This is a genomic window from Pseudomonas sp. GW821-FHT09H03 (assembly GCF_059415945.1).
The window spans coordinates 20,955-43,277 of record NZ_JBWKOF010000013.1 but is presented as its reverse complement, the minus strand read 5'-3'; the positions used below and the strand labels follow the sequence as shown (position 1 = coordinate 43,277).

Genomic DNA, 22,323 nt, shown 5'->3' with positions numbered 1-22,323 from the left:
AGCTACGGCGCGGGTTGAAGCCCGCGCCGAAGCCTCTACGGCACAGCAGTACTACATTTACAACAGCTGAATCACACGCCGCTCGAGAGCAACATGTTACGGATGTGACCGATGGCCTTAGTCGGGTTCAGGCCTTTCGGACATACGTTGACGCAGTTCATGATCCCGCGGCAGCGGAATACGCTGAACGGGTCATCCAGCGAAGCCAGACGCTCGGACGTCTTGGTGTCGCGGCTGTCTGCCAGGAAGCGGTACGCTTGCAGCAGGGCAGCCGGGCCCAGGAACTTGTCCGGGTTCCACCAGAAGGATGGGCAAGAAGTCGAGCAGCAGGCGCACAGGATGCACTCGTACAGACCGTCAAGCTTTTCACGCTCTTCAGGGGACTGCAGACGCTCGATGGCCGGAGCCGGCGTGTCGTTCTGCAGGTAAGGCTTAACCTTCTCGTATTGCTTGTAGAAGATGCTCATATCCACCACCAGGTCACGGATAACCGGCAAACCTGGCAGAGGACGAACGATCAACTTGTTACCTTTTACGACGGCAGACAGCGGCGTGATGCACGCCAGGCCGTTTTTGCCGTTGATGTTCATGCCGTCCGAACCGCAGACGCCTTCACGGCAAGAGCGACGATAGGAGAAACCCTCGTCCTGCTCTTTGATCAGGGCCAGCACGTCCAGCACCATCAAGTCTTTACCACCGGTATCGACCGAAAATTCCTGCATGAACGGCGCAGCGTCCTGATCAGGGTTGTAGCGATAAACACTGACTTGCAACATGGCGGTCACCCTTAATAAGTCCGAATCTTAGGTTCAAAAGTCGGAACAGTCTTCGGCGAGAAGTTCACGGCACGCTTGGCAACGCGTTTCTCACCCGGGAAGTACAGGGTGTGGCACAGCCAGTTTTCGTCGTCACGGTCTTCGAAGTCTTCACGGGCGTGAGCACCGCGGGACTCTTTACGTACTTCGGCAGCGATGGCGGTGGCTTCAGCCACTTCCAGCAGGTTCTGCAGTTCCAGAGCTTCGATACGCGCAGTGTTGAAAGCCTGCGACTTATCGTTGATCTTCACGTTGGCGATACGCTTGCGCAGGTCGGCCAACTGGGCAATACCCTTCTGCATGTATTCGCCAGTACGGAATACACCGAAGTAGTTCTGCATGCAGCTTTGCAGCTCGCGACGCAGGGTAGCCACGTCTTCGCCATCGGTACGCTCGTTCAGAGCGGACAGACGTGCCAGGGCAGCATTGATGTCGGCGTCGGTGGCTTCGTCGTATTCGATGCCGTCGGTCAGCGCCTTTTCCAGGTGCAGGCCGGCAGCACGGCCGAACACCACCAGGTCGAGCAGCGAGTTGCCGCCCAGACGGTTGGCGCCGTGAACCGATACGCAAGCCACTTCGCCTACAGCGAACAGGCCAGGGATGATGGTGTCTACGCCTTCGGCGTCCTGAGTGATCGCCTGACCATGAATGTTGGTGGCAACGCCGCCCATCATATAGTGGCAGGTAGGAACAACAGGAACCGGAGCGACAACCGGGTCAACGTGTGCAAACGTTTTCGACAGTTCGCAGATGCCTGGCAGACGGCTGTGCAGCACTTCCTCGCCCAGGTGGTCGAGCTTGAGCATCACGTGGTCGCCGTTCGGGCCACAGCCGTTGCCAGCGATGATTTCTTTAACCATCGAACGGGCAACAACGTCACGACCAGCCAGGTCTTTGGCGTTCGGAGCATAACGCTCCATGAAACGCTCGCCGTGCTTGTTGATCAGGTAACCACCTTCACCACGGCAACCTTCTGTAACCAGTACACCGGCGCCGGCGATGCCGGTCGGGTGGAACTGCCACATTTCGATGTCCTGGACCGGCACGCCGGCACGCAGTGCCATGCCGACGCCGTCACCGGTGTTGATCAGGGCATTGGTGGTGGAGGCATAGATACGACCTGCACCGCCGGTGGCCAGAACGGTGGCCTTGGCACGGATGTAGGTGGTTTCGCCGGTTTCGATGCAGATAGCGATAACACCGACAAAGTCGCCTTGGGCGTTCTTTACCAGGTCAACAGCGTAGTACTCGTTCAGGAACACGGTACCGGCTTTCAGGTTGCCTTGATAAAGGGTGTGCAGCAGCGCGTGACCGGTACGGTCGGAAGCAGCGCAAGTACGGGCAGCCTGGCCGCCTTTACCGTAATCCTTCGACTGACCGCCGAATGGACGCTGGTAGATACGCCCCTGCTCGGTACGCGAGAACGGCATACCCATGTGGTCCAGCTCGTATACAGCGGCCGGGCCTTCCTGACACATGTATTCGATAGCGTCCTGGTCACCGATGTAGTCGGAACCCTTGACGGTATCGTACATGTGCCAGCGCCAGTCATCGTTCGGGTCAGCGGACGCGATTGCGCAGGTGATGCCGCCCTGTGCCGACACAGTGTGCGAGCGGGTCGGGAAAACCTTGGTGATTACGGCAGTCTTGTGGCCGCCTTGAGCCAGCTGCAGCGCAGCGCGCATGCCGGCACCGCCACCACCAATAATGATGGCGTCGAAAGAAATCGTTGGAATGTTAGCCATGACTCAGATACCCCAGAGAATCTGCACACCCCAGACGAAGTAAGCGAACATCGCAACGCCGCATACTGCCTGGAAAAGGAAACGTATTGCAGTCGCGGACTTGCCGAACGCCATTGGCGTCAGGTAGTCGGTCGCAATGGTCCACATGCCGACCCAGGCGTGAGCGCCGAGGGCAACGAGAGCCAGGAGACTGAAAATACGCATCCAGTTATTGGCGAACAGTTCATGCCATTGGGCGTACTCGAGGCCAGGATGGGCCACGACGTATCCGATCAGGAAAATGAAGTAAGCCGCGAGAACGACCGCAGACACACGTTGCGCCATCCAGTCATAGAGGCCCGAACGCGACAGGTTCGTGACGTTAGTTACCATATCCAAACTCCTGCCAGAACGATTACCACCACGGAAACGGCGATAACGATTTTCGAGCCCAGCTTGCCGCCTTCCAGCGTCTCACCGATGCCCATGTCCATGATCAAATGGCGCACACCGGCTACCAGGTGATACAGCAGAGCGGACAGGATGCCCCAAATCACTAGCTTGGCTAGCGGACTGGTCAGACACGCTTTCACCTGACCGAAGCCTTCCTCGGAGCTCAGCGACTTGTCCAATGCGTAAAGCATGATGGCAAGGCACACGAAGAGGATGACACCGGAAATTCGGTGAAGGATGGACGTGTAAGCAGTGACTGGGAGTTTGATGGTCCTTAGGTCTAGGTTTACAGGTCGTTGGCTTTTCACGGCTTTTTTTTCACACTGAAGAGCCCCTAACAATCAGGGCAAAGTTGTTGGGGAGTGCACTGGTCAGGTAACCACCACCCAGGGATGCGACCCCCAATAAAAGCAAGCCCAAAAGCCCTTGGCGGTCGGTGGCCGAGTATAGACAGTTAGGCTACTAATGACAACGCAAACACCTAACCCAAACAGCTGATTGCGCAACTGACATAAAAGGCGTAAATGGCTGGCAATTTCGAGAAAAAAGTGCGGTTAAAGCCTTCTGGAGCAAGACTTTAGGCAAATTGACATTCAAATTTATCTCACTATAGTGGTGCGGGCCCTGCGTGGGGGGTCTGTCTGATGATTTCAAGCATAAATAGGAGGCCACATGGCTGACAAAAAAGCGCAGTTGATCATCGAGGGCGCAGCCCCCGTCGAGCTGCCCATTTTAACCGGCACCGTTGGTCCCGATGTTATCGATGTTCGGGGCCTGACGGCCACGGGCCGCTTCACCTTCGACCCAGGCTTCATGTCGACCGCTTCGTGCGAGTCGAAGATCACCTATATTGACGGTGACAACGGCATTTTGTTGCACCGCGGTTACCCGATCGAACAGCTGGCTGAAAAATCGGACTACCTGGAAACCTGCTATCTGCTGCTCAACGGCGAACTGCCGACCGCAGAACAGAAGGCTCAGTTCGTCAGCACCGTGAAGAACCACACCATGGTTCACGAGCAGCTGAAGACTTTCTTCAACGGTTTCCGTCGCGACGCCCACCCGATGGCCGTCATGTGCGGCGTAGTCGGCGCCCTTTCGGCGTTCTACCACGACTCCCTGGACATCAATAACCCGCAGCATCGCGAAATCTCCGCGATCCGCCTGGTTGCCAAGATGCCTACCCTGGCTGCAATGGTTTACAAGTACTCCATGGGTCAACCCATGATGTACCCGCGCAACGACCTGTCGTACGCGGAAAACTTCCTGCACATGATGTTCAACACCCCGTGCGAGATCAAACCGATCAGCCCGGTACTCGCCAAGGCCATGGACCGGATTTTCATCCTCCACGCCGACCACGAGCAGAACGCATCGACCTCCACCGTACGCCTGGCCGGCTCTTCGGGTGCCAACCCGTTCGCCTGTATCGCTGCCGGCATCGCCGCACTCTGGGGCCCGGCTCACGGCGGCGCCAACGAAGCGGTGCTGACCATGCTCGATGAAATCGGCGATGTTTCGAACATCGACAAGTTCATTGCCAAGGCCAAGGACAAGAACGATCCGTTCAAGCTGATGGGCTTCGGTCACCGCGTTTACAAGAACCGCGACCCGCGCGCCACCGTAATGAAGCAGACCTGCGACGAAGTCTTGCGCGAACTGGGGATCAACAACGATCCGCAACTCGAACTGGCCATGCGCCTGGAAGAGATCGCCCTGACCGACCCGTACTTCATCGAACGCTCGCTGTACCCGAACGTCGACTTCTACTCGGGGATCATCCTCAAGGCGATCGGCATTCCAACCAGCATGTTCACCGTGATCTTCGCCCTGGCGCGGACCGTCGGCTGGATCTCCCACTGGAAAGAAATGCTCTCCAGCCCGTACAAGATCGGCCGCCCGCGCCAGCTGTACACCGGCTACGAGTCGCGTGACATCACCAAGCTGGAAGACCGCAAGTAAGACCTGTCTTGCGATAGCGTCCTGGTTGTAGCGCAAACGGCCTCTATATAAATAGAGGCCGTTTTCGTTTGTGCCGTATTGCCCCACTTCCAGTATTGCATCGCCTCACAGTCAGCCATCGCCAGCAGGCTGGCTCCCACAGGGGTTTTGGAGGGTGTAGATCCATTGTGGGAGCAAGCGTGTTCGCAATGGCGGAATGTCAAATTCCACGAGATCCCCTGACCAGTCGCAACCCCGCAATCACCACCGCAAATACCGCCAATGTCGTGTTGTACAACGCCAGCGCCGGGAACCCGAGCGCCAGTGCCAGCACGCCCAGCCACCACCCTGCCCGCCCCGGCAGCACGAACCCGATCAACGCGGCCGCCAGTGCGCCATACCCCATCACCTTGAAGTGAATCATCAAGCCCAGGCTCGACCGCACCTGACATTCCCACCGACTCGCCTCATCCACACAGACACCGACCCATTGCGCATCTTCCATGAAGCCATAGCGCGCACCATAGCTGGCGGCCAGCCAGACAGGCAGTAAAACAAGCAGCAGAATCACGGGCAGACGGCGGGACATGAAGCACTCCAATAGACGAAAAGCGGCGGTCAGCTTAATCGCCCGAAAGCGTTAAGCAAGTACCAACAACAGTTACTGGCCTTTCAATCACTGCAAAGTGTATCGTCAAGCTACTATTACTTGGGATTCTGGCCTATTTGGTGCCGATGCTTGGCACTTTGGCGCAACTCCGGTGGTCATAGCCTGCGAAATTCAATCGGCAACTTCCTTCTAAGGGATCTAGTCATGCTCCGTTCCTTGCGCTTCGCCGCCCTGTTTGGCGGCCTTATATTGAGTGCGTCCGCACTGGCGGTCGACATCGACGCCGCCAGTTATGGCTATCCCCTGACCAACCCGTTCGAGGCAACCATTGCCACGACACCACCGGATTTGCGTCCGGAACTGCCGCTGGACGACGACATCGATCAATCTACGCGCAGCGTTACACTGCGGCCTGAGCGTGAGTTCCAATTGCCGGACAACTTTTGGGCGGTGAAGAAACTCGAGTACCGTATCGCCACGCAGGACAAGGCCGCGCCGCTGATTTTCCTGATCGCCGGTACTGGTGCACGCTATGACAGCACCCTGAACGAATACCTGAAGAAGCTGTACTACAAGGCCGGCTACCACGTGGTGCAACTGTCGTCGCCTACCAGCTTCGACTTCATCAGCGCCGCATCACGCTTTGCCACTCCGGGCATCACCAAGGAAGACGCCGAAGACATGTACCGGGTGATGCAGGCCGTTCGGGCACAGAACCCGAAACTGCCAGTCACCGACTACTACCTCACCGGCTACAGCCTGGGCGCACTGGATGCGGCCTTCGTCGCGCACCTGGACGAAACCCGCCGCAGCTTCAACTTCAAGAAAGTCCTGCTGCTCAACCCGCCAGTCAACCTCTATACCTCAATCACCAATCTCGACAAGCTGGTACAAACCGAAGTAAAGGGCATCAACACCTCGACCACCTTCTATGAACTGGTCCTGGAAAAACTGACCCGCTACTTCCAGCAAAAGGGCTACATCGACCTCAACGATGCCCTGTTGTATGACTTCCAGCAGTCCAAGCAGCACCTGACCAACGAACAGATGGCCATGCTGATCGGCACCTCGTTCCGCTTCTCGGCGGCCGACATTGCCTTCACCTCGGACCTGATCAATCGTCGCGGACTGATCACCCCGCCGAAGTTTCCGATCACCCAGGGCACCAGCCTCACGCCATTCCTCAAGCGCGCCTTGCAGTGCGACTTCGATTGCTACATCACCGAACAAGTGATCCCGATGTGGCGCGCGCGCACCGACGGCGGCAGCCTGCTGCAACTGATCGACCAGGTCAGCCTGTATGCACTGAAGGATTATCTGCAAAACAGCCCGAAAATCGCCGTGATGCACAACGCCGACGACGTGATCCTCGGCCCGGGCGACCTGGGCTTCCTGCGCAAGACCTTTGGCGATCGCCTGACTGTTTATCCGCTGGGCGGCCATTGCGGCAACCTTAACTACCGCGTCAACAGCGACGCCATGCTGGAGTTCTTCCGTGGCTAAATATCTCCTGGTTATCGCAGCGTTACTCTGTGCAGGTGTCGCCAACGCCGACAACAGCAACGCCAACGCACCCGTGGTGGTCAATGGTGACGGCTACAAAGAACCGCTGAGCAAACTCAAGTTCAACCCGGGCCTGGACCAACGCGAGTTCGAGCGTTCGACGCTAAACGCCCTGGCGGTCTACGACCCGCTGGAGGAGTGGAACCGTCGTGTTTACCACTTCAACTACCGCTTTGACCAATGGGTGTTCCTGCCAGTGGTCGATGGCTATCGCTACATTACGCCAAGCTTCTTGCGCACCGGGGTGAGCAACTTCTTCAACAACCTGGGCGATATCCCGAACCTGTTGAACAGCATGCTGCAACTCAAGGGCCAGCGCTCACTGGAAACTACCGGTCGCCTGCTGCTTAACACCACCCTCGGCGTCGCCGGCCTGTGGGATCCGGCCACTGCCATGGGCCTGCCACGCCAAAGCGAAGACTTCGGACAGACCCTGGGCTTCTACGGGGTCCCGGGCGGCGCGTACTTCGTACTGCCGATCTTCGGCCCTTCGAACCTGCGGGATACAGGCGGCCTGGCAGTGGACTTCACTGCCGAGTCGGCAATCAACTTCCTCAACGTCTCCGAAGTCAGCTCCAACCATCCGGAAGTCTTGATCCTGCGCGGCATCGACAAGCGCTACCAGACCAGCTTCCGTTATGGCCAGATGAACTCGCCGTTCGAATACGAGAAAGTGCGTTACGTTTACACCGAGGCCCGCAAACTGCAGATCGCCGAGTAATACCGGCGACCGCAAGACACCTCGGGACCTGTGGGAGCGGGCTTGCTCGCGAATGCGGTGTACCAGTCAAGATCAATGCTGACTGACGCACCGCATTCGCGAGCAAGCCCGCTCCCACAGTTGTTTATGTGTTGCACATAAACGGGCTTCCCAGGCTTCAGCCTTTGAGCGTTTTCCATATTTTGCTGGTGAGCATCACTCCTGCCAGCACCACCGCCCCCGCCACAATCCCCGCCACCGCATTGAGCAGCACCGGCACGATAAATCCTCCACCACCTGCCGCCGCGCTGACACTCTCGATCCAGTGATGCACCACCGGCACGCCGTGAGTGAGAATCCCGCCACCCACCAGAAACATCGCCGCCGTGCCGATCACCGACAGGCTTTTCATCATGTAGGGTGCCGCGCGCAGAATCGCGGCGCCAATGCCTTTGGCCATCCGCCCGGGTTTTTGCGTCAGCCACAGGCCCAGGTCATCGAGCTTGACGATGCCGGCGACCAGGCCATAGACGCCGATGGTCATGACAATGGCAATGCCCGACAGCACGATGACTTGCTGGGTCAACGGCGCATCAGCCACAGTACCGAGGGTGATGGCGATGATTTCCGCCGACAGAATGAAGTCGGTGCGGATCGCCCCCTTGATCTTGTCCTTCTCGAACGCCACCAAATCAGTGGCAGGGTCGGCCACGGCCTCGACCAATTGCGCATGCTCGACTGCGTCTTCAACCTTGCTGTGCAGGAACTTGTGGGCGAGTTTCTCGAAGCCCTCGAAACACAGATAAGCGCCGCCAACCATCAGCAACGGAGTGACAAGCCAGGGTACGAACGCACTGATGGCCAATGCCGACGGCACCAGGATCAGTTTGTTGATAAAAGAACCCTTGGCGACCGCCCAGACCACCGGGATTTCCCGCTCGGCACGCACGCCGCTGACCTGCTGGGCATTGAGCGCCAGGTCGTCACCGAGGACACCGGCGGTCTTCTTGGCGGCCATTTTGGTCATCAACGCCACATCGTCCAGTACCGCGGCGATGTCATCGATCAGCACCAGCAAACTGCTTCCAGCCATGGATCGGGTTTCCTTCTTGAATGATTGCCGTGCAGCATAGCGCGACACAACTGCGCGTGGCGCATTCTTGAGCGCTGCGCGAGGCCGGTGATACCATGCGCAACCGCCAGAGCAGGCAAGGAATCACCCGGTTTATGAGCACTATCCGCGAGCGCAACAAACAACTGATCCTGCGTGCCGCCAGTGAAGAATTTGCCGACAAAGGCTTCGCTGCGACCAAAACCAGCGACATCGCCGCCAAGGCGGGATTGCCCAAGCCGAACGTCTACTACTACTTCAAGTCCAAGGAAAACCTCTATCGCGAGGTCCTGGAAAGTATCATCGTGCCAATCCTGCAGGCCTCGACACCGTTCAATCCGGACGGTGAGCCCAGCGAAGTGCTCAGCGGCTACATCCGCTCGAAAATCCGCATTTCCCGCGACCTGCCCTTCGCCTCCAAAGTGTTCGCCAGTGAAATCATGCACGGTGCACCGCACTTGAGTGCCGACCTGGTCGAGCAACTGAATGGCCAGGCCAGACACAACATCGACTGCATCCAGACCTGGATCGACCGCGGCCAGATCGCCCCGATCGACCCCAACCACCTGATGTTCAGCATCTGGGCTGCGACCCAGACCTACGCCGACTTCGATTGGCAGATCAGCGCCATCACCGGCAAGGCCCGGCTGGATGAAGAGGATTACGAGGCGGCCGCGCAGACGATCATCCGGTTGGTGCTCAAGGGGTGCGAGCCGGACTGATGCACCGCGGCGCGGCCATTCGCCATCAGCCTGACTCCCACAGTTGATCTCTGACACTCAGATAACACCCTGTGGGAGCCAGCCTGCTGGCGATGGGGACGACTCGGTTTTGAATCAGACCCAGACAGCATCCCACAGCGGATAGTCACCAAGACGCTCGACCAACCCTGCCCGCAATGGGTTAGCCACAACATACCGGGCAAGCTTTACCAAGTCCTCTTCACGACGCAGCGCTCGATCATGAAAACCTCGCTGCCAAAGACTCACCCCACGACCGGTAGACAGCTTCACTGCCTTGGTCGTCAAGGATTTAGTCCTTTGCACCAAACTGCCCAAAGAGCCCTGCCGCAGCTCAATCAACCAATGAAAGTGATCGGGCATGACAACCCAGGCCAATGAATTGGCGAAGCCTTGATCCTGAGCGCAACGAAATTGATTGACCACCACCCTGCCCAAGCCGAAGTCATTGAATATCGGCTCTCTGTCGTGAGTATTAATCGTCAGCAGGTAAATGCGGCTGGATTCGGTATAGCGGCCGATGCGCAAGCGATTTGAAGCGGGTAGATCAGGCATTCCTTTGCCCCTTGCATGATTGATTCATGAGGAAGGCTAGACCTGATATCACCCAAGGGCGGGGCAGACATTTAGCTGGATGTGTCTGGTAGTCCGCCATCGCCAGCAGGCTGGCTCCCACAGGGGATTTGTGTGCGCCACGGATCCAGTGTGGGAGCCAGCCTGCTGGCGATGGAGATAGACCAATCAATACAAAATCAAGCAACCACCCCCGCATCCGCCCTCAACCCCAACGCCTCGATCGCAGTGATAGCACACTGCTCATCAACATCCGACAAATCCCCGCTGATCCCCACCGCTCCCAGCACACTCCCGGCCTGGTCGCGAATCAGCACACCACCCGGTGCCGGCACAACGCTGCCCTGCCCCAGGCTGTTCAGCGCGGCAATAAACGCCGGGCGTTGCTGCGCATCCAGCGCGAGCAGGCGCGAGCCTTTGCCTAATGCGATGGCCCCCCAGGCTTTGCCGATGGCGACGTGCGGGCGCAGCAGGCTTGCGCCGTCTTCGCGTTGCAGGGTGACCAAGTGCCCACCGGCATCGAGCACCGCGATGGTCAGGGGTGCCGCTGAAATGGCCCGCCCTGCAGAGATGGCCTCATTGACCAGGTTGACTGCGACTTTCAAGGTTAAAGCGCTCATGGTGCCGTCCTCATTTTGTTTTTCGGAAAGCCAGTGGGCTGCGCGTTTGTGCCGCAGCCAGATGCAACAAATAGAACACAATGAGTTATTTTTTTGTATACAATAATTCTCGAAAAGCGCCACATGCGACGAAAAGCCACAGTAGATTGGGCTTCAGACAAATGAAACGAGCGCTTGAGAAAATGGATTGACCTGCGCCGTCCGCCGTGAATACACTCTGCGCAAAGCCACTTGTATACAATTACAAAACGTAAGAGGCACAAAACCATGAGCAAAATGAGAGCAATCGAAGCCGCCGTTCTGGTGATGCGCCGTGAAGGGGTTGATACCGCTTTTGGCATCCCGGGTGCCGCCATCAACCCGCTGTACTCCGCCCTGCAAAAGGTCGGTGGCATCGATCACGTCCTCGCTCGCCACGTTGAAGGCGCGTCGCACATGGCCGAGGGTTACACCCGCACCAAGGCCGGCAACATCGGCGTGTGCATCGGTACTTCCGGCCCGGCCGGCACCGACATGGTCACCGGGCTCTACAGCGCCTCGGCCGACTCGATCCCGATCCTCTGCATTACCGGGCAAGCACCCCGCGCCCGTATGCACAAGGAAGATTTCCAGGCTGTCGATATCACCAGCATCGTCAAGCCAGTCACCAAGTGGGCAACCACCGTTCTGGAACCTGGCCAGGTGCCTTACGCGTTCCAGAAAGCCTTCTATGAAATGCGCTCTGGCCGTCCAGGCCCAGTGCTGATCGACCTGCCGTTCGACGTGCAGATGGCCGAGATCGAATTCGACATTGACGCTTACCAGCCATTGCCGCTGGCCAAGCCAACCGCCAGCCGCGTTCAGATCGAGAAAGCTTTGGCCCTGCTCGATCAGGCTGAGCGTCCATTGCTGGTAGCGGGTGGTGGCATCATCAATGCCGACGCCAGTGAGTTGCTGGTGGAGTTCGCCGAGCTGACCGGTATTCCGGTCATCCCGACCCTGATGGGCTGGGGCACCATCCCGGACGATCACCCGCTGATGGTTGGCATGGTCGGCCTGCAGACTTCGCACCGCTACGGCAACGCAACCATGCTCAAGTCCGACGTGGTGCTGGGTATCGGTAACCGTTGGGCCAACCGCCACACGGGCTCGGTAGACGTGTACACCGAAGGCCGCAAGTTCATTCACGTCGACATTGAAGGCACCCAGATCGGCCGTGTATTCACTCCGGACCTGGGCATCGTCTCCGACGCCGCTGCCGCGCTGACCGTGTTCATCGAAGTCGCTCGCGAATGGCAAGCCGCCGGCAAGCTGAAAAACCGCAGCGCCTGGCTGCAAGACTGCCAGCAGCGCAAAGCCAGCTTGCAGCGCAAGACCCACTTCGACAACGTACCGGTCAAACCCCAGCGCGTTTACGAAGAGATGAACCAGGTGTTTGGCAAAGACACTTGCTACGTCAGCACCATCGGTCTGTCGCAGATTGCCGGCGCGCAGTTCCTGCACGTCTACAAGCCGCGTCACTGGATCAACTGCGGCCAGGCCGGTCCCCTGGGCTGGACCATTCCGGCAGCGCTGGGTGTGGTCAAGGCTGACCCGAACCGCAAGGTTGTCGCGCTGTCGGGCGACTATGATTTCCAGTTCATGATCGAAGAACTGGCGGTGGGCGCGCAATTCAAGCTGCCGTACATTCATGTTGTGGTAAACAACTCGTACCTGGGGCTGATCCGTCAGTCGCAGCGCGGTTTCGACATGGACTACTGCGTGCAGTTGTCCTTCGATAACCTGAACGCGCCGGAACTCAACGGTTACGGTGTCGACCACGTCGCGGTTGCCGAGGGCCTCGGTTGCAAGGCACTGCGTGTGTTCGAACCGGCCCAGATCCAGCCAGCACTGCGCAGGGCCCAGGAGCTGATCGAAGAGTTCAAGGTGCCGGTGATCGTCGAGATTATTCTGGAGCGTGTGACCAACATTTCCATGGGTACCGAGATCAACGCCGTCAACGAATTCGAAGACCTGGCGCTGGTCGGCAACGACGCACCGACTGCGATTTCGATGCTTGATTGACTCGATCTGGCTCCCTCTCCCTCCGGGAGAGGGCTGGGGTGAGGGAAAGGTTTTGCGGTGTTCGCAGGATCGGGATCAGACTCAAGATTCCCCCTCACCCTAACCCTCTCCCCAGGGAGAGGGGACTGATTGCGTTTAGTCAGACCTACCCGTATCAAATCTGTTTCAGGAGACCACCATGCCGCGTTTCGCAGCCAACCTGTCCATGCTGTTCACTGAACAGGATTTCCTCGCCCGTTTCGAAGCGGCCGCCAAGGCCGGCTTCAGTGGTGTCGAATACCTGTTCCCTTACGACTTCAGCTCCGCCGAAATCAAGGCCCAGCTCGACGCCAACGGCCTGACCCAGGTGTTGTTCAACCTGCCGGCCGGTGACTGGGCCAAGGGCGAGCGCGGTATCGCGTGCCTGCCGGATCGGGTTGAAGAATTCCGCGCCGGTGTCGATCTGGCGATCGCCTACGCGCAAGTGCTGGGCAATACCCAGGTCAACTGCCTGGCCGGCATCCGCCCACAAGGCGTTGACGATGCCACCGTGGAAAATACCTTCGTCGCCAACCTCAAGTACGCAGCCGACAAGCTGCAAGCAGCAGGTATCAAACTGGTGATGGAAGCGATCAACACCCGTGACATTCCAGGCTTCTACCTGAACAACACGGCCCAAGCCCTGTCGATTCGCGAGCAGGTCGGCAGCGCCAATCTGTTCCTGCAATACGACATCTATCACATGCAAATCATGGAAGGCGACCTGGCCCGCACCCTGCAATCGCACCTGGGCGAGATCAACCATGTGCAGCTCGCAGACAACCCGGGGCGCAACGAACCTGGCACCGGAGAAATCAACTACCGCTTCCTGTTCGAACACCTGGACCGCATCGGGTACCAGGGTTGGGTCGGCTGCGAATACAAGCCGCTGACGACTACGGAAGCGGGCCTGGGATGGCTGAAAACCCATAACGCAATCTGATTGTCAGAAGCGCTTTTGTGGCGAGGGGGCTTGCCCCCGTTCGACCGCGAAGCAGTCGTATAACCGGCAAATGCGTTCTATCTGACTGACTGCGTAAATACATTGGGGCCGCTTCGCGACCCAACGGGGGCAAGCCCCCTCGCCACAAAGAGCTCACCGGCCAAGTGCCAGGAGCTACACAAAAACAAGAGGATTTTCTCATGGCTAAAATCGGATTTATCGGCACCGGCATCATGGGCCACCCAATGGCGGCGAACCTGCAGAAAGCCGGTCACAGCCTGTTCCTGTCGGCACACCACGACGCTGCCCCGGCAGACCTGGTCGCCGCTGGCGCCATTGCCCTGGCGAACCCGAAAGAAGTCGCCCAGGAAGCCGAATTCATCATCGTCATGGTCCCGGATACCCCGCAGGTCGATGACGTGCTGTTTCGCGCAGACGGCATCGCTGCCGGCGTTGGCAAAGGCAAGGTGGTGATCGACATGAGCTCGATCTCGCCGACCGCTACCAAGGCCTTCGCCGCGAAGATCAACGAAAAAGGCGCGCAATACCTCGACGCCCCGGTATCCGGCGGTGAAGTCGGCGCCAAGGCCGCGACCCTGAGCATCATGGTCGGTGGCGATGCCGACGCCTTCGAACGCGCCCTGCCACTGTTCCAGGCCATGGGCAAGAACATCACCCTGGTCGGTGGCAACGGCGACGGTCAAACCGCAAAAGTGGCGAACCAGATCATCGTCGCCCTGAACATCCAGGCCGTGGCCGAAGCCCTGCTGTTCGCTTCGAAAAACGGTGCCGATCCAGCCAAGGTGCGTGAAGCACTGATGGGCGGGTTCGCTTCGTCGAAGATCCTTGAAGTACACGGCGAGCGCATGATCAAGGGCACCTTCGATCCAGGCTTCCGCATCAGCCTGCACCAGAAGGACCTGAACCTGGCCCTGCAAGGCGCCAAGGAACTGAACATCAACCTGCCGAACACCGCCAACGCCCAGCAAGTGTTCAGCACCTGCGCGGCCATCGGTGGCAGCAACTGGGACCACTCGGCGCTGATCAAAGGCCTGGAGCACATGGCGAACTTCTCGATTCGCGACAAGAAGTAAGCCCTGCCTGAACCTGTGGGAGCCAGCCTGCTGGCGATGAAATCAACGCGGTGTGTCTGATGGACCGCAGCGCCTGAATCGCCAGCAGGCTGGCTCCCACAGGAGTCCGGGTTGCTCCATTTTCCAATAACAAGAATTCCGGGAGCCCGCCATGTCGGTCGAACCACAACAATTGCTACGCGAACTGTTCGCTACAGCCATCGACGCGGCGCATCCGCAACATGTCCTCGAAGCTCATCTGCCCAAGGACCGCAGTGGTCGCGTGATCGTCATCGGTGCCGGCAAGGCCGCGGCCGCCATGGCCCAGGTGGTCGAGCGCTGCTGGCAGGGCGAAGTCACAGGGCTGGTAGTCACCCGCTACGGTCACGGCGCTTGCTGCGAAAAAATCGAAGTGGTCGAAGCCGCGCATCCGGTTCCCGATGCCGCCGGCCTGGCGGTAGCCAAGCGCGTGCTGGCGCTGGTCAGTGACCTCAGCGAAGACGACCGGGTGATCTTCCTGTTGTCCGGTGGTGGTTCGGCGTTGCTGGCCCTCCCTGCTGCCGGCATTACCCTGGCCGACAAGCAAGCGATCAACAAAGCCCTGCTCAAATCCGGCGCGACCATCGGCGAGATGAACTGCGTGCGCAAGCACCTCTCGGCGATCAAGGGCGGCCGCCTGGGCAAAGCCTGCTGGCCGGCAACCGTTTACACCTACGCGATTTCCGACGTGCCGGGCGACCTTGCCACGGTCATCGCCTCCGGCCCTACGGTGGCCGATCCGAGCACCTCGGACGAAGCCCTGGCGATCCTCAAACGCTACAACATTGAAGTGCCAGTCTCGGTGCGCAACTGGTTGCAAAGCCCGGAATCGGAAACCGTCAAGCCCGGCGACCCGAGCCTGGCGCGCAGCCATTTCCAGCTGATCGCACGCCCCCAGCAATCCCTCGAAGCCGCTGCGGTGAAGTGCCGCCAGGCCGGCTTCAGCCCTCTGATCCTCGGTGACCTGGAAGGCGAATCGCGCGAAGTGGCGAAAGTCCACGCCGGCATCGCCCGACAGATCGTCCTGCACGGTCAACCATTGGCCGCCCCCTGCGTGATTCTCTCCGGTGGCGAAACCACCGTCACTGTGCGCGGCAATGGCCGTGGCGGGCGTAACGCCGAGTTCCTGCTGAGCCTGACCGACAGCCTCAAAGGCTTGCCCGGCGTCTACGCCCTGGCCGGTGACACCGATGGCATCGACGGCTCCGAAGACAACGCCGGCGCGATCATGACCCCGGACAGCTACGCCCGCGCCGAGTCCCTCGGTTTGAGCGCCAGCGACGAGCTCGACAACAACAACGGCTATGGCTACTTCGAGGCGCTGGACGCACTGATCGTCACCGAGCCGACCCGCACCAACGTCAACGACTTCCGTGCCATCCTGATTCTCGAGAACCCTAAACATGACGCCTGATAAAAAGGTCAAAATCCTCGCCACCCTCGGCCCCGCCACATTAGGCATCGACGATATCCGTGAGCTGGTCGAGGCCGGGGTCAATATTTTTCGCCTGAACTTCAGCCATGGCGATCACGCCGATCACGCCCAGCGCTATCAGTGGATTCGTGAAGTCGAGCGCCAGCTCAATTATCCGCTGGGCATTCTGATGGACCTGCAGGGCCCGAAACTGCGGGTCGGCAAGTTCGCCGAAGGCAAGGTCCAACTGGTGCGCGGCCAGGCCCTGCGCCTGGACCTCGATGCCACGCCGGGGGATGAGCGCCGGGTGAACCTGCCGCACCCGGAAATCATCGCCGCGCTGGAGCCGGGCATGGACCTGCTGCTGGACGACGGCAAACTACGCCTGCGGGTCGTGAGCAAATACGCCGACGCGATCGACACCACCGTTCTCAACGGCGGCGAACTGTCGGACCGCAAAGGCGTGAACGTGCCGCAAGCGGTGCTCGACCTCAGCCCGCTGACGGCCAAGGATCGTCGCGACCTGAGCTTCGGTCTGGAACTCGGTGTGGACTGGGTGGCGCTGTCCTTTGTGCAGCGCCCGGAGGATATCCGCGAAGCCCGTGCGCTGATCGGCGACAAAGCGTTTTTGATGGCCAAGATCGAAAAACCGTCGGCGGTCAACCAACTGCGGGAAATCGCCGAACTGAGCGATGCGATCATGGTCGCCCGGGGTGACCTGGGCGTGGAAGTGCCGGCCGAAAGCGTGCCGCAGATCCAGAAGAACATCATCAGCACTTGCCGCCAACTCGGTAAACCGGTGGTGGTGGCGACGCAGATGCTGGAGTCGATGCGCTTCTCGCCTGCACCTACTCGTGCCGAAGTGACCGATGTCGCCAATGCCGTAGCCGAAGGCGCCGATGCGGTCATGCTGTCGGCGGAAACCGCGTCCGGCGAATACCCGCTCGAGGCCGTGCAGATGATGAGCAAGATCATCCGCCAGGTGGAGAACGGCCCGGACTATCAGACCCAACTGGATGTCAGCCGGCCGAAAGCCGAAGCGACCCTCTCCGATGCCATCAGCTGTGCGATTCGCCGCATCAGTAACGTGCTGCCGGTAGCGGTGCTGGTCAACTACAGCGAGTCCGGCGCTTCGAGCCTGCGCGCGGCACGGGAACGGCCCACGGTGCCGATCCTCAACCTGACACCCAACCAGCAGACCGCTCGCCGCCTGACCGTGGCCTGGGGCGTGCACTCGGTGGTCAATGATCGGCTGCGCCAGGTGGATGAAGTGTGTTCGACGGCCCTGGAGATTGCCCAGGCCCAGGGCATGGCGCAGCGTGGCGATACATTATTGATTACCGCCGGTGTGCCGTTTGGGCAGCCGGGGTCGACTAACTCATTGCGCATCGAGACGTTGATCTAGAGCGCCCATACCGGCCTCATCGCCAGCAGGCTGGCTGCCACATTGGTTTTGTGTCGATCACACAATCAAGACTGAACAAAGATTCAGTGTGGGAGCCAGCCTGCTGGCGATGCAGGAAACCCGGTTTCACTGACTTTCAGACTTGCCATGCCTGCCAATCACTTCAACACCCACTGCCCCGACTGGGCCACTGCCCTGCTCAACGGCTTTAGCCAGATCTTCCTGCAGCGCCACCCACTGTTTGGTCTGCTGTGCCTTTTGGCAGTACTTTTCACGGCGCCAGCCCTGCTTGGCGGCGCATTGCTCGGTGGCGTCGCCGGGCTGCTCACCGCACAGCGTCGCGGCTATGAAAAGGCTGACCGTCAGGCCGGCCTGTTCAGCTATAACGGCGTATTGCTCGGCCTGCTGCTGAGCCTGTACTTCCCCTGGTCAGCCATGCTGCCTTTAATGATCATTGCCTGCGGCGGCTTGAGCGCGATGCTCACCCAACAGTGGCTCAAGCGCTCCCGGATCAGCCGATACCTGCCCGCCTACACCGCGCCCTTCGTGGGCCTGGGCTGGTTACTGCTGGGTTTCGCCACGCCGTCGACCCAGGCGCATCTGATCGAAGTCACCGCACTGAACATGCTCGCCGCACCACTCAAAGGCCTCGGCCAGGTGATGTTCCTCGGTCATCCGCTGGCCGGAGCTTTGATTGCCGCCGGCTTGCTGATCGCTGACCGTCGCGCATTCTGCTGGGCGTTGTTGGCGTCTGTCGCGGGCATGGGCTGGAGCCTGCTGCACCACGACTTCTACACCGCCCTGCTCGGCCTTGGTGGCTATAACGCGGTGCTCGCTGCCCTCGCCTTCAGCGCGCAGCGCCAGCAGCCGTGGCTACCACTGATCGGCATTGCAGCGGCGCTGCTGCTGACGCCAATGTTTGCCGCTATTGGCCTGCCCACGCTGACCGCGCCGTTCATCCTCGCCTGCTGGCTGCTGCGTACGGTTGTTCAAGTGCTCGGCAAAGCCACGAATGCCAGTGCACCTTGCACTCCCGGGGAGAATCAACCTAGGCTGCGTTGATTCCCGGTTCAGGCGTTCTCCATGGACAGCAGCAAAAACTGGCGTGAAGACCTTTACGTCATGATTTTCCAGAGCGACACCAAGGCTGGTCGGCGCTTCGACGGCATTTTGCTGTTGATCATCCTCGCCAGCCTGGTGATCGTGATGCTCGACAGCATCGACAGCATTCACCGTGACTACGCCGATGTGCTGGCGTACATCGAGTGGGGCTTCACCGTTATCTTCCTGGGCGAGTACATCCTGCGCCTGTACTGCTCGCCCAAGCCCCTGCGCTACGCCTTCAGCTTTTACGGCCTGGTGGATTTGCTGGCGATCGTGCCCGGGATACTTGCGCTGTATTACGCCGATGCGCAGTACCTGTTGATCATCCGGATCATCCGCATGCTGCGGATTTTCCGCGTGCTCAAGCTGAGCCCCTACCTGAAACAAGCCAACTACCTGATGTCCGCGCTGCGCGGCAGCAAGCAGAAGATCGTGGTGTTTCTGGTCAGCGTCTGCACTCTGGTGACGGTGTTCGGCACCTTGATGTACGTGATCGAAGGCCCGGAACATGGCTTCACCAGTATTCCCAAAGGCATCTACTGGGCTATCGTTACGCTGACCACCGTGGGCTTCGGCGACATAGTGCCGAAGACGCCTCTGGGCCAGGTGATTTCGTCACTGGTGATGATCACCGGTTACTCGATCATCGCCGTGCCAACAGGGATTTTCACCGCCGAGCTGGCCAACGCCATGCGCGGCGAACAACTGCAACACGACTGCCCGGTGTGCCGCAAAAACAGCCACGAACACGGCGCAGCGTTCTGTTCACGTTGTGGTAATGCGCTGTTCAAGAAAATGGAATAAGCAAAGTACTTTTTAATCTTTAAAGGACTATGAAAGCACGGCTATAGTCGCTGGCAAAACGCAATCACCCCTATTTCAACAACACCCTGTAGAACAAGGAATGCGCAGTGAAAAAACTCTTTGGCGCCTCACTTCTCGCCGCTGGCCTGGCCTTGGGCAATATCGCCCACGCCGCACCGACCCTGCTCAACGTTTCCTACGACGTGATGCGAGATTTCTACAAGGACTACAACACTGCGTTCCAGAAGCACTGGCAAGCTGAACACAACGAAAACATCACCCTGCAGATGTCCTTCGGCGGCTCCAGCAAACAGGCGCGCTCGGTGATCGACGGCCTGCCGGCTGACGTCATCACCATGAACATGGCCACCGACATCAACGCCCTGGCGGACAACGGCAAGCTGGTCCCGGACAATTGGGTGACCCGCCTGCCGAACAACAGCGCGCCATTCACCTCGGCCACGGTGTTCATCGTCCGCAAAGGCAACCCGAAAGCCCTCAAAGACTGGCCAGACCTGCTCAAGGATGGCGTACAGGTCATCGTTCCGAACCCGAAAACCTCCGGCAACGGCCGCTATACCTACCTCTCGGCCTGGGGTTACGTGCTGAAAAACGGCGGTGACGAGAACAAGGCAAAAGAGTTTGTCGGCAAACTGTTCAAGCAAGCGCCAGTGCTCGATACCGGTGGCCGTGCAGCCACCACCACCTTCATGACCAACCAGATCGGCGACGTGCTGGTGACCTTCGAAAACGAAGCCGAGATGATTGCCCGCGAGTTCGGTCGCGAGCAGTTCGAAGTCATCTACCCAAGCGTCTCCGCCGAAGCCGAGCCACCGGTGTCGGTGGTCGACAAAACCGTCGACAAGAAAGGTACCCGTGCCGCCGCCGAGGAATACCTGAAGTACCTGTGGTCGCCTGAAGGTCAGGAAATCGCGGCCGCCAACTACCTGCGTCCCCGCGACCCGGCCGTGTTGGCCAAGTACACCGATCGTTTCCCGAAAGTCGACTTCCTGTCGGTGGAAAAAACCTTCGGCGACTGGCGTACCGTGCAAAAAACCCACTTCAATGACGGTGGCGTTTTCGACCAGATTTACACCGGCCAGTAAACGCTGAGTGGCAATGCCAAAGGCGACCTGCGAAGGTCGCCTTTTTTATGGGCTCTGCGATTTGTTACGCAAGCTACGCAGGCTGTGCATCCAGGCAGTCGTGGTTCAGGCCACCCATGCCGCAAGGGAATAATCACTATCACTGCAATTACTCTTCCGCCCTCTGCGTCTGCCGCTTAACCTGCGCACATTCCAATGTTCAGCGAGACACGTCATGACCCCTGCGACCCAGGCGCCCCACAGTGCCGCAACGATGACCCGAGGCATGGTGCTGCTGTTCGCCTTTTGCTGCGGCGCGATCGTCGCCAACATCTACTACGCCCAGCCGATAATTGGTCTTATCGCGCCCGACATCGGCCTGACCAACAGCATGGCCAGCCTGATCGTTTCGCTGACCCAGATCGGTTATGCACTGGGTCTGTTCTTTCTCGTGCCCCTGGGTGACCTGCTGGAGAATCGCCGGCTGATGATCACCACCACGCTGGTGGCAATTGCCAGCCTGCTGGGTGCGGCGTTCACCGATCAGCCCAATGTGTTTTTGCTGATCTCGCTGCTGGTGGGCTTCAGTTCGGTGTCGGTGCAGATCCTGATCCCGCTGGCCGCTCACCTCGCCCCGGAAGAATCTCGCGGCCGGGTAGTCGGCGGGATCATGGGCGGCTTGTTGCTGGGGATTCTGCTGGCGCGGCCGGTATCCAGCGTGGTGGCCGATCATTTCGGCTGGCGCGCGATGTTTGTTATCGCCGCGCTGTTGATGGCAGCGATCAGCATTGTGTTGGCGGTCACGATCCCCAAGCGCCAGCCTGATCACAGTGCGTCTTACGGTCAGCTGCTGGGCTCGCTGTGGACACTGTTGCGCAAGCAACCGGTGCTGCGCCAGCGTGCGTTTTACCAAGGCTGCATGTTCGCTACCTTCAGCCTGTTCTGGACCGCCGTGCCGCTGGAACTGACACGTAATCACGGCTTGTCGCAAAGCCAGATTGCGATCTTCGCCCTGGTCGGTGCCATCGGCGCCATCGCCGCGCCCATCGCCGGACGCCTGGCAGATGCCGGGCATACCCGCATCGCGTCCTTGCTGGCCCTGTTGTTCGCCAGCCTGAGCTTCCTGCCCGCATTCATCCATCCGGTCTACAGCGTCATCGGTCTGGCCGTGACGGGCGTGGTGCTCGATTTCTGCGTGCAGATGAACATGGTCCTCGGTCAACGCGCGGTTTACGCTCTCGACGCCAAAAGTCGCAGCCGTCTGAATGCGCTGTACATGACCAGCATCTTCATCGGTGGCGCGTTTGGCTCTTCGGTGGCCAGCCCGGTATACGAACACGGTGGCTGGTTGTGGATCGTGATTGTCGGCAGCGCATTTCCACTGTTGGCGTTGTTGCGGTTCTTGAGCGTTTCGCAAAAGGGTTCGTTGGCGACGGCGTAAGCATTAAAGGCTTGCCCGCGAAGGCCACGTACGAGTACGACTCAATTTCGAACCAGCTTCTCCATCGCCGCATCCGCCAGGAAGGAGGGGCTGCGCCAACTCCT

Annotated in this window: 21 protein-coding genes; 13 read left to right on the top strand and 8 right to left on the bottom strand. The window is 59.4% G+C overall.

The window, feature by feature from the left end; genetic code table 11:
- Nucleotides 1-71: 71 nt before the first annotated feature.
- From AC07OG_RS18870 to sdhC, 4 genes are read right to left on the bottom strand one after another with little or no spacing between them, the layout of a single operon-like run.
- Nucleotides 72-776 (bottom strand): succinate dehydrogenase iron-sulfur subunit, encoded by a 705-nt coding sequence (locus AC07OG_RS18870; protein ID WP_060541475.1) that lies wholly within the window; start codon nucleotides 774-776, stop codon nucleotides 72-74.
- An 11-nt stretch (nucleotides 777-787) separates the two neighbouring features.
- Nucleotides 788-2,560, bottom strand: coding sequence for a succinate dehydrogenase flavoprotein subunit (gene sdhA, locus AC07OG_RS18865; RefSeq protein WP_060541474.1), 1,773 nt, complete (start codon nucleotides 2,558-2,560; stop codon nucleotides 788-790).
- A 3-nt stretch (nucleotides 2,561-2,563) separates the two neighbouring features.
- On the bottom strand, nucleotides 2,564-2,932 hold the full coding sequence (sdhD, locus tag AC07OG_RS18860) for a succinate dehydrogenase, hydrophobic membrane anchor protein (protein WP_034146346.1): 369 nt from the start codon (nucleotides 2,930-2,932) through the stop codon (nucleotides 2,564-2,566).
- Nucleotides 2,926-3,300, bottom strand: a complete 375-nt coding sequence (gene sdhC / locus AC07OG_RS18855) for a succinate dehydrogenase, cytochrome b556 subunit (RefSeq protein ID WP_016773673.1) — start codon at nucleotides 3,298-3,300, stop codon at nucleotides 2,926-2,928. The genes sdhD and sdhC overlap by 7 nt, the downstream gene beginning before the upstream one ends.
- Nucleotides 3,301-3,664: 364 nt before the next feature.
- Between sdhC and gltA the strand changes: the two genes are divergently transcribed.
- Nucleotides 3,665-4,954 carry a citrate synthase gene (gene gltA / locus AC07OG_RS18850; protein ID WP_053156800.1) on the top strand — a complete coding sequence of 430 codons (1,290 nt, stop codon included), beginning with the start codon at nucleotides 3,665-3,667 and terminating at the stop codon, nucleotides 4,952-4,954.
- 199 nt (nucleotides 4,955-5,153) lie between these two features.
- Here gltA and AC07OG_RS18845 read toward each other — a convergent pair whose 3' ends face one another.
- Nucleotides 5,154-5,522 carry a hypothetical protein gene (locus tag AC07OG_RS18845; RefSeq protein ID WP_495067761.1) on the bottom strand — a complete coding sequence of 123 codons (369 nt, stop codon included), beginning with the start codon at nucleotides 5,520-5,522 and terminating at the stop codon, nucleotides 5,154-5,156.
- Between the two features lie 225 nt (nucleotides 5,523-5,747).
- Here AC07OG_RS18845 and AC07OG_RS18840 point away from each other — a divergent pair, with 225 nt between their 5' ends.
- Complete coding sequence (locus AC07OG_RS18840) at nucleotides 5,748-7,046, top strand: serine/threonine protein kinase (RefSeq protein ID WP_060541471.1); 1,299 nt, start codon at nucleotides 5,748-5,750, stop codon at nucleotides 7,044-7,046.
- Nucleotides 7,039-7,827, top strand: a complete 789-nt coding sequence (locus AC07OG_RS18835; RefSeq protein ID WP_495067760.1) for an MlaA family lipoprotein — start codon at nucleotides 7,039-7,041, stop codon at nucleotides 7,825-7,827. Before AC07OG_RS18840 ends, AC07OG_RS18835 begins: the two co-directional genes overlap by 8 nt.
- A gap of 157 nt (nucleotides 7,828-7,984) precedes the next feature.
- Here the strand turns inward: AC07OG_RS18835 and AC07OG_RS18830 are convergent, their stop codons facing one another.
- Nucleotides 7,985-8,899: a DUF808 domain-containing protein gene (locus tag AC07OG_RS18830; protein WP_060541469.1), complete on the bottom strand. Its 915-nt coding sequence runs from the start codon at nucleotides 8,897-8,899 to the stop codon at nucleotides 7,985-7,987.
- A gap of 134 nt (nucleotides 8,900-9,033) precedes the next feature.
- On the opposite strand from AC07OG_RS18830, the gene AC07OG_RS18825 reads away from it, so the two are divergent.
- Nucleotides 9,034-9,639 carry a TetR/AcrR family transcriptional regulator gene (locus tag AC07OG_RS18825; RefSeq protein ID WP_060541468.1) on the top strand — a complete coding sequence of 202 codons (606 nt, stop codon included), beginning with the start codon at nucleotides 9,034-9,036 and terminating at the stop codon, nucleotides 9,637-9,639.
- Between the two features lie 114 nt (nucleotides 9,640-9,753).
- Here the strand turns inward: AC07OG_RS18825 and AC07OG_RS18820 are convergent, their stop codons facing one another.
- The gene (locus AC07OG_RS18820; RefSeq protein WP_495067759.1) at nucleotides 9,754-10,212 is read right to left on the bottom strand and encodes an REP-associated tyrosine transposase; all 459 of its coding nucleotides are present in this window, start codon (nucleotides 10,210-10,212) and stop codon (nucleotides 9,754-9,756) included.
- Nucleotides 10,213-10,409: 197 nt separating this feature from the next.
- The gene (locus AC07OG_RS18815; protein ID WP_495067758.1) at nucleotides 10,410-10,850 is read right to left on the bottom strand and encodes a GlcG/HbpS family heme-binding protein; all 441 of its coding nucleotides are present in this window, start codon (nucleotides 10,848-10,850) and stop codon (nucleotides 10,410-10,412) included.
- A gap of 267 nt (nucleotides 10,851-11,117) precedes the next feature.
- On the opposite strand from AC07OG_RS18815, the gene gcl reads away from it, so the two are divergent.
- From gcl to AC07OG_RS18770, 9 genes are all read left to right on the top strand, one after another.
- Nucleotides 11,118-12,893 (top strand): glyoxylate carboligase, encoded by a 1,776-nt coding sequence (gene gcl, locus AC07OG_RS18810; protein WP_060541466.1) that lies wholly within the window; start codon nucleotides 11,118-11,120, stop codon nucleotides 12,891-12,893.
- 178 nt (nucleotides 12,894-13,071) lie between these two features.
- On the top strand, nucleotides 13,072-13,854 hold the full coding sequence (gene hyi, locus AC07OG_RS18805) for a hydroxypyruvate isomerase (RefSeq protein WP_060541465.1): 783 nt from the start codon (nucleotides 13,072-13,074) through the stop codon (nucleotides 13,852-13,854).
- Between the two features lie 200 nt (nucleotides 13,855-14,054).
- Nucleotides 14,055-14,948: a 2-hydroxy-3-oxopropionate reductase gene (locus AC07OG_RS18800; RefSeq protein ID WP_060541464.1), complete on the top strand. Its 894-nt coding sequence runs from the start codon at nucleotides 14,055-14,057 to the stop codon at nucleotides 14,946-14,948.
- 151 nt (nucleotides 14,949-15,099) lie between these two features.
- The gene (locus AC07OG_RS18795; protein ID WP_060541463.1) at nucleotides 15,100-16,380 is read left to right on the top strand and encodes a glycerate kinase type-2 family protein; all 1,281 of its coding nucleotides are present in this window, start codon (nucleotides 15,100-15,102) and stop codon (nucleotides 16,378-16,380) included.
- Complete coding sequence (pyk, locus tag AC07OG_RS18790) at nucleotides 16,370-17,785, top strand: pyruvate kinase (protein WP_060541462.1); 1,416 nt, start codon at nucleotides 16,370-16,372, stop codon at nucleotides 17,783-17,785. Before AC07OG_RS18795 ends, pyk begins: the two co-directional genes overlap by 11 nt.
- 147 nt (nucleotides 17,786-17,932) lie before the next feature.
- Entirely contained in the window at nucleotides 17,933-18,847 is a 915-nt protein-coding gene (locus tag AC07OG_RS18785) for an urea transporter (RefSeq protein WP_495067757.1), read from the top strand.
- Nucleotides 18,848-18,868: 21 nt separating this feature from the next.
- A complete protein-coding gene (locus tag AC07OG_RS18780; RefSeq protein WP_060541460.1) occupies nucleotides 18,869-19,693 on the top strand; it encodes an ion transporter in 825 nt (274 codons plus the stop codon).
- A 107-nt stretch (nucleotides 19,694-19,800) separates the two neighbouring features.
- On the top strand, nucleotides 19,801-20,799 hold the full coding sequence (locus AC07OG_RS18775) for a sulfate ABC transporter substrate-binding protein (RefSeq protein ID WP_495067756.1): 999 nt from the start codon (nucleotides 19,801-19,803) through the stop codon (nucleotides 20,797-20,799).
- A 214-nt stretch (nucleotides 20,800-21,013) separates the two neighbouring features.
- On the top strand, nucleotides 21,014-22,219 hold the full coding sequence (locus AC07OG_RS18770; RefSeq protein ID WP_495067755.1) for an MFS transporter: 1,206 nt from the start codon (nucleotides 21,014-21,016) through the stop codon (nucleotides 22,217-22,219).
- Nucleotides 22,220-22,323: the final 104 nt, after the last annotated feature.

Excerpts from the sequence above, each read along its gene's own strand:
- AC07OG_RS18825 (WP_060541468.1), top strand. The coding sequence starts at position 9,034 with ATGAGCACTATCCGCGAGCGCAACAAACAACTGATCCTGCGTGCCGCC.
- pyk (WP_060541462.1), top strand. The coding sequence starts at position 16,370 with ATGACGCCTGATAAAAAGGTCAAAATCCTCGCCACCCTCGGCCCCGCC.
- hyi (WP_060541465.1), top strand. The coding sequence starts at position 13,072 with ATGCCGCGTTTCGCAGCCAACCTGTCCATGCTGTTCACTGAACAGGAT.
- AC07OG_RS18800 (WP_060541464.1), top strand. The coding sequence starts at position 14,055 with ATGGCTAAAATCGGATTTATCGGCACCGGCATCATGGGCCACCCAATG.
- sdhD (WP_034146346.1), bottom strand. The coding sequence starts at position 2,932 with ATGGTAACTAACGTCACGAACCTGTCGCGTTCGGGCCTCTATGACTGG.
- AC07OG_RS18785 (WP_495067757.1), top strand. The coding sequence starts at position 17,933 with ATGCCTGCCAATCACTTCAACACCCACTGCCCCGACTGGGCCACTGCC.
- AC07OG_RS18840 (WP_060541471.1), top strand. The coding sequence starts at position 5,748 with ATGCTCCGTTCCTTGCGCTTCGCCGCCCTGTTTGGCGGCCTTATATTG.
- AC07OG_RS18780 (WP_060541460.1), top strand. The coding sequence starts at position 18,869 with ATGGACAGCAGCAAAAACTGGCGTGAAGACCTTTACGTCATGATTTTC.
- AC07OG_RS18770 (WP_495067755.1), top strand. The coding sequence starts at position 21,014 with ATGACCCCTGCGACCCAGGCGCCCCACAGTGCCGCAACGATGACCCGA.
- AC07OG_RS18870 (WP_060541475.1), bottom strand. The coding sequence starts at position 776 with ATGTTGCAAGTCAGTGTTTATCGCTACAACCCTGATCAGGACGCTGCG.
- sdhA (WP_060541474.1), bottom strand. The coding sequence starts at position 2,560 with ATGGCTAACATTCCAACGATTTCTTTCGACGCCATCATTATTGGTGGT.
- gltA (WP_053156800.1), top strand. The coding sequence starts at position 3,665 with ATGGCTGACAAAAAAGCGCAGTTGATCATCGAGGGCGCAGCCCCCGTC.
- AC07OG_RS18795 (WP_060541463.1), top strand. The coding sequence starts at position 15,100 with ATGTCGGTCGAACCACAACAATTGCTACGCGAACTGTTCGCTACAGCC.
- AC07OG_RS18830 (WP_060541469.1), bottom strand. The coding sequence starts at position 8,899 with ATGGCTGGAAGCAGTTTGCTGGTGCTGATCGATGACATCGCCGCGGTA.
- AC07OG_RS18815 (WP_495067758.1), bottom strand. The coding sequence starts at position 10,850 with ATGAGCGCTTTAACCTTGAAAGTCGCAGTCAACCTGGTCAATGAGGCC.
- AC07OG_RS18845 (WP_495067761.1), bottom strand. The coding sequence starts at position 5,522 with ATGTCCCGCCGTCTGCCCGTGATTCTGCTGCTTGTTTTACTGCCTGTC.
- gcl (WP_060541466.1), top strand. The coding sequence starts at position 11,118 with ATGAGCAAAATGAGAGCAATCGAAGCCGCCGTTCTGGTGATGCGCCGT.
- AC07OG_RS18820 (WP_495067759.1), bottom strand. The coding sequence starts at position 10,212 with ATGCCTGATCTACCCGCTTCAAATCGCTTGCGCATCGGCCGCTATACC.